This window comes from Streptomyces lasiicapitis, assembly GCF_014646335.1.
In the GTDB taxonomy this organism is placed as follows: Bacteria; Actinomycetota; Actinomycetes; order Streptomycetales; family Streptomycetaceae; genus Streptomyces; species Streptomyces lasiicapitis.
In genome coordinates this window covers 147505-165239 of sequence record NZ_BMNG01000016.1, presented here as the reverse complement: position 1 = coordinate 165239, position 17735 = coordinate 147505, and the positions used below count along the sequence as shown (strand labels likewise).

General features: G+C 71.2%; 18 protein-coding genes and 1 pseudogene. 12 read left to right on the top strand and 7 right to left on the bottom strand.

What is annotated here, in order from left to right:
• Window positions 1-53 precede the first annotated feature (53 nt).
• The gene (locus tag IEY91_RS32395) at window positions 54-596 is read left to right on the top strand and encodes an ArsR/SmtB family transcription factor (RefSeq protein ID WP_164327161.1); all 543 of its coding nucleotides are present in this window, start codon (window positions 54-56) and stop codon (window positions 594-596) included.
• 255 nt (window positions 597-851) lie between these two features.
• Here the strand turns inward: IEY91_RS32395 and IEY91_RS32390 are convergent, their stop codons facing one another.
• The gene (locus IEY91_RS32390) at window positions 852-1439 is read right to left on the bottom strand and encodes a histidine kinase (protein WP_189176722.1); all 588 of its coding nucleotides are present in this window, start codon (window positions 1437-1439) and stop codon (window positions 852-854) included.
• A gap of 185 nt (window positions 1440-1624) precedes the next feature.
• Complete coding sequence (locus tag IEY91_RS32385) at window positions 1625-2248, bottom strand: helix-turn-helix transcriptional regulator (protein ID WP_189176721.1); 624 nt, start codon at window positions 2246-2248, stop codon at window positions 1625-1627.
• Between the two features lie 181 nt (window positions 2249-2429).
• On the opposite strand from IEY91_RS32385, the gene IEY91_RS32380 reads away from it, so the two are divergent.
• The 4 genes and pseudogenes from IEY91_RS32380 to IEY91_RS32365 all read left to right on the top strand — a co-directional run.
• Window positions 2430-5633 carry a bifunctional cytochrome P450/NADPH--P450 reductase gene (locus IEY91_RS32380; RefSeq protein ID WP_189176720.1) on the top strand — a complete coding sequence of 1068 codons (3204 nt, stop codon included), beginning with the start codon at window positions 2430-2432 and terminating at the stop codon, window positions 5631-5633.
• 120 nt (window positions 5634-5753) lie between these two features.
• The gene (locus IEY91_RS32375) at window positions 5754-6803 is read left to right on the top strand and encodes a zinc-binding dehydrogenase (protein WP_189176719.1); all 1050 of its coding nucleotides are present in this window, start codon (window positions 5754-5756) and stop codon (window positions 6801-6803) included.
• Between the two features lie 72 nt (window positions 6804-6875).
• The gene (locus IEY91_RS32370) at window positions 6876-7685 is read left to right on the top strand and encodes a DUF817 domain-containing protein (protein ID WP_189176718.1); all 810 of its coding nucleotides are present in this window, start codon (window positions 6876-6878) and stop codon (window positions 7683-7685) included.
• Window positions 7686-7929: 244 nt separating this feature from the next.
• Window positions 7930-8286, top strand: a pseudogene (locus IEY91_RS32365) (response regulator transcription factor); the annotation flags it as partial.
• Between the two features lie 13 nt (window positions 8287-8299).
• Here IEY91_RS32365 and IEY91_RS32360 read toward each other — a convergent pair.
• From IEY91_RS32360 to IEY91_RS32350, 3 genes are all read right to left on the bottom strand, one after another.
• Window positions 8300-9121 carry a hypothetical protein gene (locus IEY91_RS32360; protein ID WP_204328133.1) on the bottom strand — a complete coding sequence of 274 codons (822 nt, stop codon included), beginning with the start codon at window positions 9119-9121 and terminating at the stop codon, window positions 8300-8302.
• Window positions 9122-9142: 21 nt separating this feature from the next.
• Window positions 9143-9361, bottom strand: coding sequence for a hypothetical protein (locus IEY91_RS32355; RefSeq protein WP_189176717.1), 219 nt, complete (start codon window positions 9359-9361; stop codon window positions 9143-9145).
• A 127-nt stretch (window positions 9362-9488) separates the two neighbouring features.
• Window positions 9489-9848: a MerR family transcriptional regulator gene (locus IEY91_RS32350; protein ID WP_164327169.1), complete on the bottom strand. Its 360-nt coding sequence runs from the start codon at window positions 9846-9848 to the stop codon at window positions 9489-9491.
• Between the two features lie 113 nt (window positions 9849-9961).
• On the opposite strand from IEY91_RS32350, the gene IEY91_RS32345 reads away from it, so the two are divergent.
• The 6 genes from IEY91_RS32345 (at window position 9962) to IEY91_RS32320 (ending at window position 13536) form a co-directional block, all read left to right on the top strand.
• Window positions 9962-10558, top strand: coding sequence for a DsbA family oxidoreductase (locus IEY91_RS32345; protein WP_189176716.1), 597 nt, complete (start codon window positions 9962-9964; stop codon window positions 10556-10558).
• On the top strand, window positions 10555-11064 hold the full coding sequence (locus IEY91_RS32340; RefSeq protein WP_189176715.1) for a nucleoside deaminase: 510 nt from the start codon (window positions 10555-10557) through the stop codon (window positions 11062-11064). Before IEY91_RS32345 ends, IEY91_RS32340 begins: the two co-directional genes overlap by 4 nt.
• A gap of 11 nt (window positions 11065-11075) precedes the next feature.
• Complete coding sequence (locus IEY91_RS32335) at window positions 11076-11396, top strand: DMT family transporter (RefSeq protein WP_087884506.1); 321 nt, start codon at window positions 11076-11078, stop codon at window positions 11394-11396.
• A 70-nt stretch (window positions 11397-11466) separates the two neighbouring features.
• Window positions 11467-11877 carry a DMT family transporter gene (locus tag IEY91_RS32330; RefSeq protein WP_189176714.1) on the top strand — a complete coding sequence of 137 codons (411 nt, stop codon included), beginning with the start codon at window positions 11467-11469 and terminating at the stop codon, window positions 11875-11877.
• A 137-nt stretch (window positions 11878-12014) separates the two neighbouring features.
• Window positions 12015-12980 carry a GNAT family N-acetyltransferase gene (locus tag IEY91_RS32325; RefSeq protein ID WP_189176713.1) on the top strand — a complete coding sequence of 322 codons (966 nt, stop codon included), beginning with the start codon at window positions 12015-12017 and terminating at the stop codon, window positions 12978-12980.
• Window positions 12981-13170: 190 nt separating this feature from the next.
• Window positions 13171-13536: an STAS domain-containing protein gene (locus IEY91_RS32320; RefSeq protein ID WP_189176712.1), complete on the top strand. Its 366-nt coding sequence runs from the start codon at window positions 13171-13173 to the stop codon at window positions 13534-13536.
• A gap of 90 nt (window positions 13537-13626) precedes the next feature.
• Here the strand turns inward: IEY91_RS32320 and IEY91_RS32315 are convergent, their stop codons facing one another.
• Both IEY91_RS32315 and IEY91_RS32310 read right to left on the bottom strand, forming a co-directional pair.
• Complete coding sequence (locus IEY91_RS32315; protein WP_189176711.1) at window positions 13627-14970, bottom strand: MFS transporter; 1344 nt, start codon at window positions 14968-14970, stop codon at window positions 13627-13629.
• Window positions 14967-16241, bottom strand: a complete 1275-nt coding sequence (locus IEY91_RS32310) for an aminotransferase class V-fold PLP-dependent enzyme (protein ID WP_189176710.1) — start codon at window positions 16239-16241, stop codon at window positions 14967-14969. Before IEY91_RS32310 ends, IEY91_RS32315 begins: the two co-directional genes overlap by 4 nt.
• Between IEY91_RS32310 and IEY91_RS32305 the strand changes: the two genes are divergently transcribed.
• Window positions 16240-17658, top strand: a complete 1419-nt coding sequence (locus IEY91_RS32305) for an aminotransferase-like domain-containing protein (protein ID WP_189176709.1) — start codon at window positions 16240-16242, stop codon at window positions 17656-17658. The genes IEY91_RS32310 and IEY91_RS32305 overlap by 2 nt on opposite strands.
• Window positions 17659-17735 lie beyond the last annotated feature (77 nt).

The following is a 17735-nucleotide window of genomic DNA, read 5'->3' as shown; positions in this document are numbered from 1 at the left end:
GGGAGTAGAGCACCGCCCTTGCGAAAGCGTCAATAAGTTTAGACACTTTCGGTATGCATGATCAGACTCCCTATCCGCCGCCTCCTGAGGACGTCCTGGAGGTCGGTGCGCCTGAGCAGTTCGCGGCGCTCGCCCACCCGTTGCGTCAGCGGTTGCTCTTCGCCCTGGGCCACCGGCCTGCCACCACCAGCCAGCTCGCGGCGCAGCTCGACGCGAAGAAGGGCAACGTGGCCCACCACCTCAAAGTGCTCCGCGAAGCCGGGCTGATCCACATCGCCGAGACCCGCCAGGTCCGCGGCGGCACCGAGCAGTACTACCAGCGCACCGCCCGCCACATGGTCGTCGCCGAACCCCAAGCGGCAGGCACCGCCGCGATGCTCGCCGCGGTCGCCCAGGAGCTGGACCGCTCTCCCACCGACACCCACCTGACACTGCGCCACCTGCGTCTCAGCCCCGCGAAGGCAAGGGAACTCGGCGAGACCCTCGCCCAACTGGTCGACCAGCTCGAGGAAGATGCAGAAGACCAGCCCGTGCACGGCGTGTTGGTGGCGCTCTACCAGCAGGCTCCGCCGACCAGCGCCACCAGTTCCGCCTAGCCGTGCGGCGGTGGCCCCTCGCGCCGGTCCGCCCCCGTGGCTCGACGGCAAGCCGGTCAAGGTGTGGCTGTCGGTGTCCTGAGCATGTGCGTACCTTCGCGGAGCAGGAACAGGGCGATGAGCAGCGCGGCGACTGAGTCGGTCCACCACCAGCCGAGTGCTCCGCCGGGCAACCTGATCGCGTCGCCGCTCACTCGGACCGCCCCACCCGCCCCGGCTCACCGGGGGCACGGTGCGCTCAGTCTCTCAGGCGTGTCAGCCCCTGCCCTCGTGGCGGAACAAGTGGTCGACCTTGTCCTTGAACTCGGCCCTGCGCTGTTCCCGGTGCTGTTTGCGAGCTGCCCGCACGGCGTTCTCGGCGGCCTCCTGGGCGGAGCGCACCTCGGCTTCCACGTCCTGTGCCGGAACGCGCACCACGGTGCCGCCGAGCCGCCCGGCGATCTCATCGGCCGCTCTCGGATCCGACTCGGTGAGGTCCGCGATCACGACGGTTTCGCCTTCGTTGACACCTTGGCTGAGCACGGTGAGGGCATCGATCGAGTCCTCCGCCTCGTCGGCGTCGGCGCTCACACCGAGCAGAGCGCCCGCACCCCAGCCGAAGAGCACACCGAGGGGGCCGCCGAGGAGACCGACCAGTGCGCCCACAGCGCCGCCGACTGCTGCCGCCCCGCCGTCATCGGCTGGATACGTCTCGGGTACCGCCAGCTCGCCGTCCTTGGAACGTGCCAGGATCGCTGCCCGGCTCACGGTGGGCAACTGCGTCACGTCGTGAAGCGCATCGCGGGCATGCTCTGGGTCTTTGAAGGTGAAGAAGAGGACCTTGTCGTCATCGGATTCGGACATGGGCCGGTCTCTCTGCGAGGAGGGGAGGCGCGGTCGCGTGAGACCCAGTCAACGATCAGGTGGCAAGGGCCGCAACCTCGACGCCGGGGTGACGGACCTGCGCGTGGCGCCGTGCGACGCCGGGCCGCGTCCACCGTGGCCCGCGGAGAGCCTGTGGTCTGGAAGGCCGGGGCCTGGAACAAATGTCACGGCGAGGGGGGCCAGGCGGTCGGCGAGAGCAGGCCGAGGACGTAGGCGCGGGCCACCAGGGCGGTGCGGTTGGGGACTTCGAAGCGGCGGCAGAGGCGTACGAGGTGGTAGTTGACGCCGTCGGCGCTCAAGTCCACCGCGCGGGCGACCATCGCGGTGGTGAGGCCCGCGGCGACCAGGGCGAGGATGCGGGTCTCCTGGGCGCTGAGCGGCTGGGGCTCCGGAGCCCTCGGCGCCGTCCGTCGCTCGTCCACGCTCAGGATCGCCAGGAGCGGCGGGGAGGTGCCCGCCGGGTCGCTCACCGGCTCCACGGTCAGCTCTCCTTCGTACGGCATGTTGCTCGCCGTCCAGCGCACGCGCACCGGGTAGCGGGAGCGGCGGCCCGTGCGCAACGCCCTGTCCAGCTTGGCGAATCGGGCGTCGTCGGTGGGTGTGAACAGGTCGAGCAGGTTGCGTCCGGTGAGGCGGCTCGGGGTCAGATCCCACAGCGCGGCGAGGGCCGGGTTCGCGCCGGTGATCTCGCCGTCGGTGGTGCTGATCGCTATCGGGGCCGGGGTGCGGTCGAGCAGGTTGAGGAAGCGGGTGCGCCAGACCACCGGGTCCGCCTCGGGGTCCTGCATGGGGTGTTCTCCTCCGCTGTGCATGTCCAGGGGCTGTGCGTGTTCCGGTGTGGGGCTCCTAGCGCAGGCGCGCTCCGTGCGCACGCCGCGCCACGGCGAATCCACTACAGGATTCTGTAGTCCTGGCGGCGGATCGGCCAGTGGGCGGCGGAATCGTGGAGGGGGCAGCCGGACCCGCCCCATGAGGAGGACAGCACCCATGAACGCGCCGAGCGGTATGAGTGACGTGCCCGTTGTCGACGTCTCGGACACGGGATTGAGTCGTACGCCCATCCAGCAGGCCATGGCTCTCGCCCGGGAGCACGGCCCGCTCATCAGGCGGCGGTTCCACGACCACGAGGCGGTGCTCGTCTCCTCGTACGACCTCGTCGACGAGCTCTCCGACGAGACCCGCTTCGCCAAGGCCGTCGGGCCCGCGCTGCGGAACGTGCGTGAGGTCACCGGCGACGGCCTGTTCACCGCCTACAACGACGAGCCCAACTGGGCCAGGGCGCACGACATCCTGCTGCCCGCCTTCGCGCTGGGCTCGATGCGCGCCTACCACCCGACGATGCTGCGCGTGTCCCGGCGCCTGATCGCCGCCTGGGACGCACGCGCCGGGGATGGCACGCCCGTCGACGTCTCGGCGGACATGACCCGCATGACCCTGGACACCATCGGTCTCGCCGGTTTCGGCTACGACTTCGAGTCCTTCCGGCGCACCGACCCGCACCCCTTCGTGCAGGCCCTGGTGCGAGCCCTCGCCCACTGCCAGGCGGTCCTCGGCCGGGCGCCCGGAGGCGACCACGCGGCGGCGGACCAGGCGTTCCGGGCGGACGCCGACTTCCTCGCCCACGTCGTCGACAACGTGATCGGCGGGCGCAAGGCCGCCGGCGACACCTCCACGGACGACCTGCTCGGCCTGATGCTGAGCGCACCCCACCCCGGCAGCGGCGCCCTCCTGGACGAGGCCAACGTCCGCAACCAGGTCATCACCTTCCTGATCGCGGGCCACGAGACCACCTCGGGCACCCTCTCCTTCGCCCTGCACCACCTGCTGCGCAACCCGGCGGCCCTGCACCTGGCGCAGGCCGAGGTGGACGCGCTGTGGGGCGACGCCCAGGACCCCGAGCCGTCGTACGAGGACGTCGGCAAGCTGCGCTACGTACGCCAAGTCCTCAATGAGACCCTGCGGTTGTGGCCCACCGCCGCGGCCTTCGAACGCGAGGCGCGCGTCGACACCGTCATCGGCGGCCGTCACCGGGTGCGGGCAGGACAGCGGTTCTCCGTGCTCACGCCGATGCTGCACCGCGACCCGGTGTGGGGCGACAACGTCGAGGAGTTCGACCCGGACCGGTTCGCGCCCGCTGCCGAGGCGGCCCGCCCGGCGAACGTGTACAAGCCCTTCGGTACCGGTGAACGCGCCTGCATCGGGCGGCAGTTCGCGCTGCACGAAGCCACGATGCTGCTGGCCCTGCTGATCCACCGCTACCGGTTCCACGACCACGCCGGATATCTGCTCGACGTCAAGGAGACCCTGACCCTCAAGCCGGAAGGCTTCACGCTGACACTGACGCGGCGCACCGGCGCGGACCGGACGCCCGGCGCCACGACCGCGCGCCAGGAGGTGCGGGAAGAGAACGGCACGCTGCCCGCCCGCGTCACCGCAGGCTCGGCCCTCACCCTCCTGCACGGCTCCAACTTCGGCACCTGCCGCGGCTACGCCGAGGAACTCGCGTACACCTTCGGCATGTTGGGCTTCGCCACCGAGGTGGCGTCACTCGACAAGTACGCCGGTGACCTGCCCGTCGACCGGCCGGTCGTCATCGTCGCCGCCTCCTACAACGGGCAGCCCACGGACGACTCCGCCGCCTTCGCCTCCTGGCTCGCGGACGCGGGGCCGGGCACCGCCGAAGGTGTGCGCTATGCCGTTCTGGGCGTCGGGGACCGCAACTGGGCGGCCACCTACCAGCGCGTGCCCACACAACTCGACGAGAGGCTTTCGGAGTTGGGCGGGAACCGGTTGATGGAGCGGACCGCCGCGGACGCCTCGGGGGACCTCGCGGGTACCGTCGCGCGCTTCACCGCCGACCTGCGTCGCGTCCTGCTGTCGGAGTACGGGGATCCGGACTCGGGTCCTGCGGGATCCGCCCGGCCCGAGCCCGCGTACGCGTACGAGGTCACGGAGGTGACCGGCGGGCCCCGCGACGCCCTCGCCACCCGCCACTGCGCCGTCCCCATGACCGTGGTGGAGACGGCCGACCTCGCCGACCTGAGCCATCCGCTCGGCCGCGCCAAGAAGTTCCTGCGCCTGGCGCTGCCCGAGGAAGTCACCTACCGCACCGCCGACCATCTCGCCGTCCTGCCCGTCAACGACCCCGACCTGGTGGAGCGGGCGGCGACGCTCCTCGGGCTCGACTTGGACGCCGTCCTGGACATCCGCGCCCACCGCCCCGGCCGCGCCGCCCTGCCCCTGGACCGCCCGGTCACCGCCCGCGACCTGCTCACGCACCACGTGGAGTTGCGCGCCCCGCTCACCGCCGCCCGGATCGCCCGGCTCGCCGAGCACAACCCGTGCCCGCCCGAGCAGGCCGCCCTGCGCCGTCTCGCCGACGACACCGAGCGCGTGACCGACACGCGTCCGAGCCTGCTCGACCTGGCCGCGGAACACCCGGCGCTGCGCGGCGAGGTGGGCTGGCCGCTGCTGCTCGACCTGTTGCCGCCGCTGCGCACGCGCCCCTACTCCATCTCCTCCTCACCGGCGGCGGACCCGCGCCATGCCGACCTGATGGTGTCGCTCCTGAGCGGCCCCACGCGCTCGGGACACGGCGTGTACGAGGGCACCGGATCCGGGTATCTGAACCGCGTACGGCCCGGCGACACCGTGCACGCGCACGTGCAGCCCTGCCGGGAGGCCTTCCGCATCGGCCACGACGCGCACACCCCCGTCATCATGATCGGCGCCGGGACCGGACTCGCCCCCTTCCGCGGCGCGATCGCGGACCGCGTGGCGCTCCTGCGCGGCGGCGCGCGGCTCGCGCCCGCGCTGTGCTACTTCGGCTGCGACCATCCCGAGGTCGACTACCTCCACCGTGCCGAGCTGGAGGAAGCGGAGCGGACCGGGGCGGTGTCGATGCGGCCCACGTTCTTCAAGGCGCCCCAGGGCGGCCGGCTCTTCGTCCAGGACCGCATCGCCGCCGAGGGCGCGGAGGTGTGGCGGCTGCTCGAAGCGGGGGCGAAGGTGTATGTGTGCGGCGACGGCGGCCGGATGGCGCCGGGTGTACGCGCTGCCTTCCAGAAGCTGCACGCCCGGCACACGGGCGGTTGCGTCGCGGCGGCCGAGGAGTGGTGGCAGGACATGGTCGCCGAGGGCCGCTACGTCGAGGACGTGTACGTGGCCTCCTGACCGCCCCCTCCGCAGCCACCCGCTCCGATTTCCCGGACCTCCCCGGACCTCCCCGGACCTCCCCGGATCCCCTGGAGCTGCCGGGGAGAGACCGGCTCCTGCTCACCTCTGGAGACATCCATGGCAACCATGCGCGCCGCGCGCTTCGACACCTCCACCGGCGAACTGGCCGTGCGGGACGTGCCCGTGCCCTCGCCGGGCCCCGGCGAGGCCCTGGTGAAGGTGGCCGCCTGCGGGATCTGCCACTCCGACCTGTCGCTGCTGCACGGGGCGGTGCCCGCCCGGCTGCCCGTGATCACACCGGGCCACGAGGCCGCGGGCACCATCGCCGAGCTCGGCTCCCCCATGCCGGGCTTCGGCGTCGGCGACCGCGTGGTGCTCGCTGCGGGTCGCGCCTGCGGGCAGTGCTCCGCCTGCGTGTCGGGGGCCGCCTGGGACGACTGCCTCGACCTGCGGATCATGGCCTTCGACTACGACGGCGCGTGGGCCGAGTACGTGGTCGTACCCGTCACGGCGCTGGCCCTCGTACCCGAGAGCATCCCGCTGGAACAGGCGGCCGTCCTCGCCGACGCGGTGTCCACGCCCTACGGGGCCGTGGTGGACACGGCCGCTCTGCGCCCGGGCCAGTCGGTGGGGGTCTGGGGCCTCGGCGGTGTGGGGGCGCACCTGGTGCAGGTGGCCCGGCTTGCCGGGGCGGTCCCGATCATCGCCCTCGACCCGCTTGCCGCGGCCCGCGAGCGGGCGCTGGAGCTCGGCGCGGACCACGCCCTGGACCCGACGGACGCGGACGTGGATGTGCCCGGTCGGATCCGGGAGCTCACCGGCGGGCGCGGCCTGGAGACGGCCTTCGACGTGGTGGCCCGCGCCGCCACGATCCGCCAGGCCAACGCCGCCCTCGGCCACCGTGGCCACCTGGTACTCGTCGGCATCTCGCCGGACAGCGTGGACCTCGGCCCGGCGGCGGAGTACGCCGTCGGCCGCCACACGGTCACCGGCCACCTCGGTTACCGCAAGCGCCACTTGGAGGACCTGGTGACCCTGGTCGCGTACGGCCGTCTGGACCTGAGCCGCTCGGTCAGCGCGGTGCTCCCGCTGGAGGAGATCAAGGAGGGGGTGCGTCGCCTGGAGTCCCAGGAGGGCAACCCGATCCGGATCGTGATCCGCCCCTGAGGCACTCTGCGACCCATCGGGTGGCCGCGAGGCTCACGAAACCACCGCTGTCACAAGAACGTCCTCCTCCACATGCACGTCCTCCACGCTCCCGCCGCCGCGCTGCGCCAGCTCCTGCGCTTCGCCCGTCTGCAAGCGCTCGCCTGCGCGTTCGCCGTCGCCCTGCTCGCCGGGGTGGCGCTGTCGGCGGCGGCCCCGGGACTGCCGGTGGCGCGGTACGACCTGCTGGTCGGCTACGGGGTGCTGCTGACGCTGCTGTTCTGGTGGTGCGGCTGGGAGAGCGGGCGGGAGCTGGCGGTCATCGCCGTGTGCCATGTGATCGGGCTGGCCTTCGAGCTGGTCAAGGTGGCGCTGGGCTCGTGGAGCTATCCCGAACCGGCGCTGTTGAAGGTGGCGGGTGTGCCGCTGTACGGCGGTTTCCTGTACGCGGCGGTGGGCAGCTACGTCTGCCGTTCCTGGCGGCTGCTCGATCTGGGGCTGGTCGGCTACCGGCCTCGGGCCACCGCGGCCGTCGCCACCGCGATCTATGTGAACTTCTTCAGCCACCACTGGCTGCCCGACCTGCGCTGGCCGCTCGCCGCCCTGCTGCTCCTGGTCACCACCGGAACGTGGGTGCGGTTCACCGTGGGCGGCGCCCGCTACCGCATGCCGCTGGCGTTGTCCTTCACCCTGATCGGCTTCTTCCTGTGGCTGGCCGAGAATCTCGCCACGTACGTGGGCGCCTGGCGCTACCCGGACCAGGCGCACGGCTGGCAGCCGGTCTCCTTCGCCAAGTTCGGCGCCTGGGCGCTGCTGATCAGCGTCACCTTCGTACTGGTCGCCCTCGTGGTGCAGGACCGAGGCGGTCGGCGCCAGCGGCACGACCCGTCGGACACGCCCTGAGGCCCCCAGCCCCCCGGAATTCGGGACATCTCCCGATGGCGCCGGTCCGCCGTCCGCCGCCGCGTAGGCCGGCGGCACCACCCCGCCTGACGCCCGCGGAGCACCCTGACGCGCTCCGGCGGGCCTCGGCCCCCTCGCCCGCCGGGGCGCCCGCCCACGCGCTTGCCCGGCGCCCACCCCGTATCCGTTCTCACGCCGGAATAGAGAGCTTTGTCCAGTCCCTGTGTCATGCTCGGCAGCGTGGAGACCAGGTTCGTCAGCCCCGTGTTCGCGGGCCGGGCCTATGAGACCGCGGACCGGCTCCGCGCGCCCGCTGCGGGACGACGTCCTCGCCCTCGCCCGACGTGCGGGCATCGCCGTACCCGAAGAACCGACCGCCGAGCAGGCCCAGGACCCGGGGGCGGAGCTCGGTCTCACCCGGCGCGAGCGCGAGGTCCTGCGCCTGCTCACAGCGGGCCACAGCAACCGCCGCATCGCCGAGGAACTGTTCATCTCGGCCAAGACCATCAGCGTCCACGTCTCCCACGTCCTGGCGAAGCTGGAGGTCGGCAGCAGAGGAGAGGCCGCGGCGCTGGCGCACCGGCTGCGGCTGTGGGGATGAGGAGTTGCGCCTCTCAAGGGTCCTTGGGTGTCTTGGACGTCTTCTCGTACGTCTTCTCGGACGCCTCGGTGGCTTTCGGGGCCGATCCGAAACGCCCCGCCAGGAGCTCCTGAAAGGCAACTTTCGCCCGCATCAGTGGTACTCGGACCTTCTCTTCGCGTTCGTGGGCCGTGCGCGACTTGCGCGAGCCCTCGCGGTAGCGGGTGCGGGCCCAGGGGGAGTGCGGCCGGGCGATCCGCAGCGCACCGAACACGGCGAGCGTGGGCACGAACAGGCCGATCATCCCGGTCCAGACCTTGCCCTTGGCCAGCGTGATCAGGGCGAAGGCGAGGTTGACGAGGACGACCCCGGCGATCAGCCAGGCGACGGTTCCGGGATCGGCCCCGTCAGGGGCGACGACGTCGTCCAGGCCCAGCGGTTTGATGCCGACCAGGACGAGGCTGGTCAACGCGACGGCGAGAAACACCGCGTCCACCGAAAGGCGCCCGCGCTCGGACCAGTAGACGTCCTCAAGGTGCAGGACCAGGGCGAACTCGTCCAGGACCAGGGCCGCCCCGATGCCGAAGAGCAGCGCGGCGAGGGCCGCCCACAGTGACCGTCCGGACTGCACGGCGAGCCCGCCGACGCCCCCGACCATGACGAAGACGAGGCCGAAGACGACGTGGTGGATGTGCAGTCCGCCGGGGGTGACGTTCTTCGGCCACCACTTCACCTCGGCCCTGATCATGCGGACGCTGAACCTGATGAACAGGAAGGCCCCGATGAAGGCCACCAGGAAGCAGAAGAGGCGCAGACGCCCGGTGTCGACCACGGAGCGTACGAACCAGTCAGTCATCCACCACTCCCGGCTCCCTGGTCAGGCACCCTCCCAGACCAGGATCGTCAGAACCTGCCTCTTCCGCGATCCGAGTGGTGCCGCATCGGGGTAGGTGATCTTGCCGTCCGAGGAATACGTCTTCTCCTCGGTCAGGCTGGTCTTGCCGGTGAAGTCGTCCGGGTTCGGACGGATCTCCTCTTTGACGCGGGCGATGATGTCGTCCGGGTTGAACGCGCCGTCCTGTTCGTCCAGGGTCATCCTCAGTACGAAAGCGCCGGACTGCTGCGGCGCGTGCTCGACGAAGTGCCGGTGCGAGGTTCCGGGACTCCGGGAGTTTGAAGAGGAGCTGTCCGTTGTGGCCGGCAGGGACGCGCGCTGCTATTGGTCACGGAGCTTGGCCGGGCAGGGCTGTTTCGGCGCGGAGCGCCTGCAAGGTGTCGAGTTCGCGGTCGATGTCGCGTCGCTTGGCCTCCAGGCGTTCGGCCTCCTGGGCGAACAGCTGCTCCATGACGCCGTTGCGCTCTTCGAGCGGGGCCTCCATGCAGGGGAGCACTTCGTCGATGGTGGAGCTGCCCAGGCCGGCAGCGAACAGGTGCTGGATCATGACGACCCGCTCGGCCATGGAGCTGTCGAAGTCGCGCCACCCGCCAGGGGTGCGCTCGGAGCGGATGAGCCCGTGCGCCTCGTAGTACCGCAGGGACCGGGTGCTGACGCCGCTGGCAGCCGCCAGTTCACCGATGCGCATGAGACCTCCTGAGCTGTTCGCCGACTTCCGTTCCTTGAAGTTGACACCGGCGTGAAGTTACACGATCTAGGTGTCGCACCCACCGGGGGTGCCTCGGGGAACCGGAGGTCGCCGTGATTGCTCAGATCCATGTGTGGTCGGACTACGTCTGCCCGTTCTGCCTGATCGCCGACGAGATGATCGAGCGCGCGATCACCGATCGGCCCGACATCGAAGTCGTCCACCACGCTCACGAGCTGCGTCCCCGGCCGACGCCCACCCTGCGGCCGGAGGACCCGTACCTGCCCGACATCTGGGATCGTGCCGTGTACCCGATGGCACGCCACCACCAGGTGCCGATGCGGTTGCCGACCATCTCGCCGCAGCCCTACACCGAGCTGGCCTTCAAGGGTGCCCAGTACGCCGCGGAGCAGGGGCGGGCCCACGCCTACCACCGTCGCGTGATGACGGCGTTCTTCCGTGAGGACCTCGACATCGGGGACCGCGCGGTCCTGGCCCGCCTGGCCGAGGAGGCCGGACTCGACCCGGCCGCCTACGCCGCAGCCCTCGACGACCAGGAGTACGCCGAGCGGCACCGACAGGCACTGGCCGAGTCGGCGCGGATGAACATCACCGTCGTACCCACGATCGTCATCGGCACCCGGCGCATCAACGGCGTCGCCACCGAAGGCGTGATCCGACGGGCGCTGCAGGAAGCGGCCGCCGCATGACCGCCGACCCGCTCCGGTTCACCGCTCTGATGGCCGACGCCGTGGAAACCTGCGTCCGCCATGTCGAGTCCGGCGGGATTCCCTTCGTCGGACTGCTTGTCGCCGACGACGGGTGGGTCTCCGACCCTGGCGTGAACCTCGTCCACGAGACCGGCGACCCCACCGCCCACGCGGAGATCGTCGCCCTACGCCAGGCCGTCCGGACCCGCGGCCGTTCCGCTCTGCGGGGAGCCACCCTGCTGGCGACGGGAGAGCCGTGTGCCCTGTGCTACCGCGTCGCCGCCGCTCACGGCATCGCCGCCGTCCACTTCGCCGTGGACCGCGACACCGCCGCCGCGTGGGGCTTCGACTACCGGGCCGGTTACGAGGCCGACGCAACCGATCGACAGCCCCTGGCGGCAGCGGCCCGGCACCTTGCCGTGGACCGGGGCCTGGCCCCCTTCATCCGCTACCTCGACCTGCACCGCCACGACTTCACCAGCCACTCATCACCCACCACCACGTAAGGACACCCGTCATGCACTGGCTCTACCTCGCCCTCGCCGTCGTCTTCGAGATCACCGTCGCCCTCACCGCCGGCAGGGCGCAGGGCTTCACCCGGCCCGGCTGGACCGCCGCCACGCTGGTCAGCGGTGGCATCGCCACCTACCTCCTCAGCCAGGCGCTGCTGACCTTCGAGGTCGGCGTCGGCTACGCGATCTGGACCGCCGTCTCCGGCGTCGGAATCGTCGTGCTCGGGGCCCTCGTCTTCGGGCAGCGCCTGGACTGGCGCAAGTTCCTGGGCATCGCCGCCGTCATCGCCGGAGTCGTCGGCCTCCAGCTCAGCGGAGCAGCCTGACACCCCCGGAAACCAACCCCAACCCCCAAGCCCGCCCCCTGCCGAGATCGTCCCTGAAGAAGGAACTCACATGTCCACCACCACCGCCGCCACCACCGAGAACGACACCGCCCGCAGCGACCGAGCCCGCGCATGGCCGGTCCTCCTCCTCGCCGGAGCCTTCGAGATCGCCTACGCCTTGGCCGTGGGGGGCAGCCAGGGCTTCACCGTCCTCTCCTGGTCACTGATCGCGGTCGTCTTCTTCCTGCTCACGCTCTTCTCCCTGAGCCTGGCCCTACGCACCATCGACGTAGGCATCGGCTACGCCGTCTGGGCCGGCATCGGTGCCGTGGGAGCGGCACTGCTCGGCCCGGTCTTCTTCGATGAGACCCTCACCCCGGTCAAGGTCCTCTGGCTCACCCTGATCATCGGCGGCGTCGTCTGGCTCAAGCTCTCGGACAGCCCCAAGCAGACGCAGACCGAGCAGTCTGCCCACCAGTAGTGGCCACGGTGCACGTAGCTGCACAGGGGAGGGAGGGCCCGGCGATGCCGGGCCCTCCCTCCTCGAGTTGCCCGACTCCCATGGCACGCCCCGAAATTGAGGTGCCCGCGGCCCCGCCGACGCCTAACGTGCCGTTCATGCACACGACGCCGGCCTGGCGGCCACTCGCGCTGGACGACGCCCCGGCCCTGGCCGAGTTGTTCGCCGCGGTGGAGGCGGCCGACGTCACCGACGAGCATTACGATGCCGAGGACCTCGCCGAGGAACTGGGCGCGCCACATGTGGAGTTGGCCCACGACTCGGTGGGGGTGTGGTCCGGTGACGAGTTGATCGGCTACGCCAAGGCGATGGCGCTGCCCGACGCGACCGACGTGCATCGGGTGTACGTCGAGGGGGCGGTGCGACCCGACGCGCGCGACCGAGGCGTGGGCACCGACCTGGTGAACTGGCTCGTGACCCGCGCGACGCAGCAGCATCTCGACCGGTTTCCGGACCTGCCGGGCGAGGCGCACATCCAGCTCCACGCACCGAACACCGCCAAACGCGAGCTGTACGAGGCGGCCGGGTTCGAGGCGCGACGCTGGTTCTTCGACATGCGCCGCCCGCTGGACGGCGATGCGATCCCGGCGACGACCCCGGCCGGCGGGCTGCGGGTCGTGCCCTTCACCGAGGCGTACGACGACGCGACCCGGCTGGCACACAACGAAGCGTTCCGCGACCACTGGGGTCACACCCCGACCACCCCGGACCGGTGGCGTCACACCACCACCGGAGCCCGGTCGTTCCGGCCGGACGTGTCGTACCTGGCGCTGGACGGCGACGAGGTCGCCGGCTACCTCGTCGGCCACGAGTACGACGCCGAGACCGCGATGACCGGCATCCGCGAATGCTGGATCGACAGACTCGGCACCCGCCCGGCCTGGCGCGGCACCGGCGTGGCCACCGCCCTGCTCACCACCTGCCTGCGGTCCGGCCAGAAGCAGGGCTACCGCCGAGCCGGCCTGAACGTCGACAGCGCCAACGCCACGGGCGCCCTGGGCCTGTACGAACGGTGCGGCTTCCGCACCCGTCACACCTGGATCGGGTACGTACGGGCGCTGTAGCGGTAGGTGCGGGTTCGTCGGTTGCCGACCGTACCGTCGATGAGCTCGCGTAGCAGCCACCCCAGCCGGCCCGCAGCTCTTTTGCCCAGCCCGTCAGTCGGCCAACGCCGCCCCTTACTCTGGAATGCCGACCCAGATCCCGTTGGTCACCCGTCCTGACGGACATCCGCCTTCGGAGAAGAGGGTCGCCATGACCCCGACCCCTGCAACGGTCTGCGTGAAGGAAGTCCGCCCCCACGGAACCTGCACCCTCGTGGTCCTGTGCGGCGAAATCGACATCCACACGGCTCCCGACATCACCCTGCGCCTTGACGCTCTCACCTACACCGGCGGCGCCGACCTGCTGATCGACCTGCGTGCGGTCGAGTTCATGGACTGCACCGGTGTATGGCTGTTCGACCGCGCCCGAGCCCGGACCAGCGGCCGCCACGGGCGCCTGCGCCTGATCTGCACCCGCCCCGCGACCCTGCACCTGCTCAACCATCCGCGACTACGCCTGGGCTTCGAGATCCTGGACCAGCTGCCCGAGCCGATACCACCGCAGGCTGTGGCCTGACCGGCTCGAAATTCCCGGGCAGCCCTGGACAGAGGAGGGCCGTCCGGACCCATCCGGACGGCCCCTTTCAGGACTTCGTGTTGCTTGGTCTCAGTCTTGGCCTGCGACCTCCCCGTCCGCTGCCGCCGCGACGGGTTCATCCGATGCCGGTGCCGACGGCAGGTCACGGAGCCGGCTCACCGGGGACAGGACGAGCGCGATCAGTACGGCAGCCGATCCGATCGCTGCCACGGTCAACGCGCCCTTGGCGCCGATCCGGCCCGACAGCAGGCCCGCGGTCAGGCCGCCCAGCGCGCCGCCGCCGAACAGCAGGGTACGGAAGACCGCTGTCATGCGGCCCATCATCGACTGCGGGGTGCTGACCTGGCGCAGGCTGACGATGATGACGCCGGCGACGCCGAGTCCGAGGTACGTGGTGAAGAAGGAGAGGACGAACATCCCCACCATCACCGGCCGGGGACCGGTGGCCAGGACGATCAGTGTCGGGCCGATGAGCAGGGCCGACTGCGCGACGAGGTAGACGAGCCCGAGCCGGAAGCGGCGGATGACCTTGCGGGAGATCGCCGCGCCGATCAGACCGCCCACGGACGCCGTGGCGAAGATGGCGCCGAGGGTCGTCGAGCCCAGGTGCAGGTCACGTGTGCCGTACAGCAGGAACATCGTCCACACGGTGACCATGGAGAAGTTGCAGCAGAACCCGATGAGCGCCAGGGACCGCAGGACCGGATTCTTGAGCACCCAGCGCAGGCCGTCGCGGAGTTCGGTCGGCAAGTGCCGCCGTGCGGCGGGTGGTTGGGGACGGGGCTCCGGCGTGCGGATGAGCAGGAGCGAGATCAGGGACACCAGGTAGGAGAACGCGTCGACTATCAGTGCCACGGGCGCAGTCAGGGCGCCGACCAGGACACCCGCGAGGCCGGGCCCCGCCACGTCGGCCGCCGATGAGCTCATCCCCATCTTGGCGCCGGCTTCGACGTAGTGCTTGGGGTCGCGTACGAGAGTGGGTACGTACGACATCCAGCTCACGTCGAACAACACCGAGGCGACGCCGACGGCGCAGGCGATCACCAGGAGCGAGGCCAGGCTGAGCGCGTCCGTCCAGTAGAGGACGGGTACGAGGGCCAGGAGGAGCATCCGGACGAGGTTGGCGCCGAGCATGATCCGGCGGCGCCGGGCGCGGTCCACCCACACCCCGAAGATCAGGGCGAGGCCGAGGTAGGGGACGAGTTGCAGGAAGCGCAGGACGCCGACCTGCTCGTCGGACGCGTCGAAGGCGAGGATCGCGGTCAACGGCAGGGCGAGGTTCGTGACCTGGGTGCCGAGGAGCGAGAGGGTCTCGCCGAGCCAGAACTTGAGGAAGTCGCCGTTGCGCCGCAGGCTTTGGGGGTACGGCTCCCTGGCGCGCGTCTCTGTGGCGCGCGGCTCCGTGGCGGTCATCGCTGTGCTTGGCCCATGCCCATGAGGTCCGCGATCGCGTCGGCAACGTGGTCCACCTCCTCCTCGGTGTTGTAGTAGTGCGGCGACAGGCGCAGGCACCAGTCGATGTCCTTGTCGCCGAAGTCGAGCTGGGCGAACTCCCGCAAGCTGATCGCCGAGTTGATGGAGCGGGCGTCCAGGGTCGCCTTGAACGGCTCCGCCTGCCAGCCCTCCACGCCGAAGGTGACGAGCGCGGCGAGACGCGGGCCGCGGTCGAGCAGGCGCACTCCGGGGATCGGTGCGAGCCGCTCGCGCAGCCGGGCCGCCAGTGCCGGGGTGCGCCGCTCGATGGCCTCGATGCCGACCTCGCGGGCGTAGCGCGTCGCGGCGGCACTGCCGAGCACCGTGGAGTAGGGGAACTCCCACTCCTCGAACCGGGCCGCCGTCCCCGCGGGTTCGTAGCCGTCCGGCTCGGTCCAGCGGGCGCCGTGCATGTCGATGAACAGCGGTTCGTGGCCCGCGCACAGGACGCGGTCGGAGACGTACAGGAACCCGGAACCGCGCGGACCGCGGAGGAACTTGCGGCAGGTGGCGGTGAGGAAGTCGCAGCCGATCTCCTCCACGTCGATGACGAACTGGCCGACCGACTGGCAGGCGTCGACCAGGTAGAGCAGGTCCAACTCGCGGCAGTGGCGGCCGATTTCGGCGACCGGCGAGACGAGGCCCGAGTTGGTGGGGACGTGGGTGGCGGAGACCAGGCGGGGGCGGTGGGTGCGCATCAGCGCGGCCATCGCCTCCACATCGACACCGCCCTCGGGGGTGTTGGGCGCGTGGACGATGCGTACGCCGAACCGCTTGCGCAGGGACAGGAAGGCGATCTGGTTGGAGACGAAGTCGTCGCGGGTGGTGAGGATGACGTCGTCGCGCTCGAAGGGAATCGAGGACAGGGCGTTGGTGTAGGCGTGGGTGGCGCTGCCCGCGAAGGCGATGTTGTCGGGCGTGGTGTTGATGAGGGCGGCGATCTCCGTGTAGAACTCGCGGACTTCGGCGGCACGGGCGTCCGACGCCTCGTAACCACCCATCCGCGCCTCGAGGTTCAGATGGCCGACCATCGCGTCGAGCACGGGCGCGGCCAGCAGACCGCAGCCCGCGTTGTTGAAGTGGATGACCTGCCGGCAGCCCGGCGTCTCGGACCGCAGGGCGGCGACGTCCAGCTGAAGTGCTTCCAGCTGAGGTGCCTCCGGCTGAAGTGCTTCCGGAGCAGATCCAATAGCGCTATTCTCATCTCTCATGAATGACAGTAGCACTTCTGGGGAGCTGGCCGACAGACTCCGTACGCTGCTCTCCCGCCTGTCGCCCGGCGACCGGCTGCCGAGCAGCCGGGAGCTGATCAAGGAGTACCGGGTCGGTCCGGCGACGGTGGCGCGGGCCATCGCCGCGCTGGCCGCCGAGGGCGCGGTGGTCACCCGCCCGGGCAGCGGGACGTACGTGGCGCAGCGCACCCGGCACCACGACGAGGCCGCCGCCGACACGGACTGGCAGACGGTCGCCCTCACCGACCGCGCCGTCGACACCCACTTGATGGCCGAGCCGCTCGGCCCGCCACCGGCCGGGACGATCACCATGGACAGCGGATACGTGCACCGCTCGCTCCAGCCCACCCGGGCCCTGAGCGCGGCGCTCGCGCGGGCCGCGCGCCGCCCGGACGCCTGGGACCGCGCCCCGGCCGGCGGCGTGATGGCGCTGCGCACCGTGTTCGCCCGGATCGTCGGCGGCAGCGTGGCACCGGAGGACGTGCTGGTCACCGCGGGCGGGCAGAGCGCGCTGTCGATCGCGTTCCGGGCCATCGCCGGGCCCGGCAGCCCGGTCCTGGTGGAATCACCCACCTACCCACGGGCGCTGGCCGCCGTCCGCGCCGCGGGGCTGCGGCCGGTGCCGGTGCCGCTCGACGCCGACGGCCTGCGGCCCGACATGCTGGCCGACGCGTTCGCGATGACCGGCGCGCGACTGCTGTACTGCCAGCCGACGTACCAGAACCCGACCGGCACCGTCCTCACAGTCGAACGGCGCCGTCAGATCCTCGATGTGGCACGCGCGTCGGGCGCGTTCGTGGTCGAGGACGACTTCGCGCGACACCTGGGACACGGCGGCCCGGTGCCGCGGCCGCTGGTCGCCGACGACCGCGACGGCGCGGTCGTCCACGTCACCTCACTCACCAAGCCCGCCGCGCCGAGCCTGCGGATCGGAGCCCTGGTGGCCCGCGGACCGGTCATGGAACGCATGCGGGCGGTGCGTCTGGTCGACGACTTCTTCGTCACCCGCCCGCTCCAGGAGGCCGCCCTCGAGGTGCTCAGCTCCCCGTCCTGGGACCGGCACGTCCGCTCCCTCGGCACGGCGCTGCGCGAGCGGTGCGCCGTGCTGGCCGCCGCGCTCACCCAGGAACTCCCCGGCGCGACCGTGACCGGACTGCCCACGGGCGGACTGCACTTGTGGCTCCGCCTGCCGCCGGGCGTGGACGACACCGTCCTGACCGCGGCCGCCCGCCAACGCGGCGTCGCCGTGAGCGCCGGCAGCCGCTACTTCGCCACCGAGCCACCGGCGGCCCACCTCCGCATCGGCTTCGCCGCCACCGCCGACCACACTGAACTGACCGAGGGCGTACGCAGGTTGGGAGCCGCACTCACGGACCTTGCCCCGAAGCAGGGATGAGGCGAGGACAACTCCGTACGCACGGACGCACGTACGCACGCTCCGCTCCCTCGTCCGGACGAGGGAGCGGAGCGCAG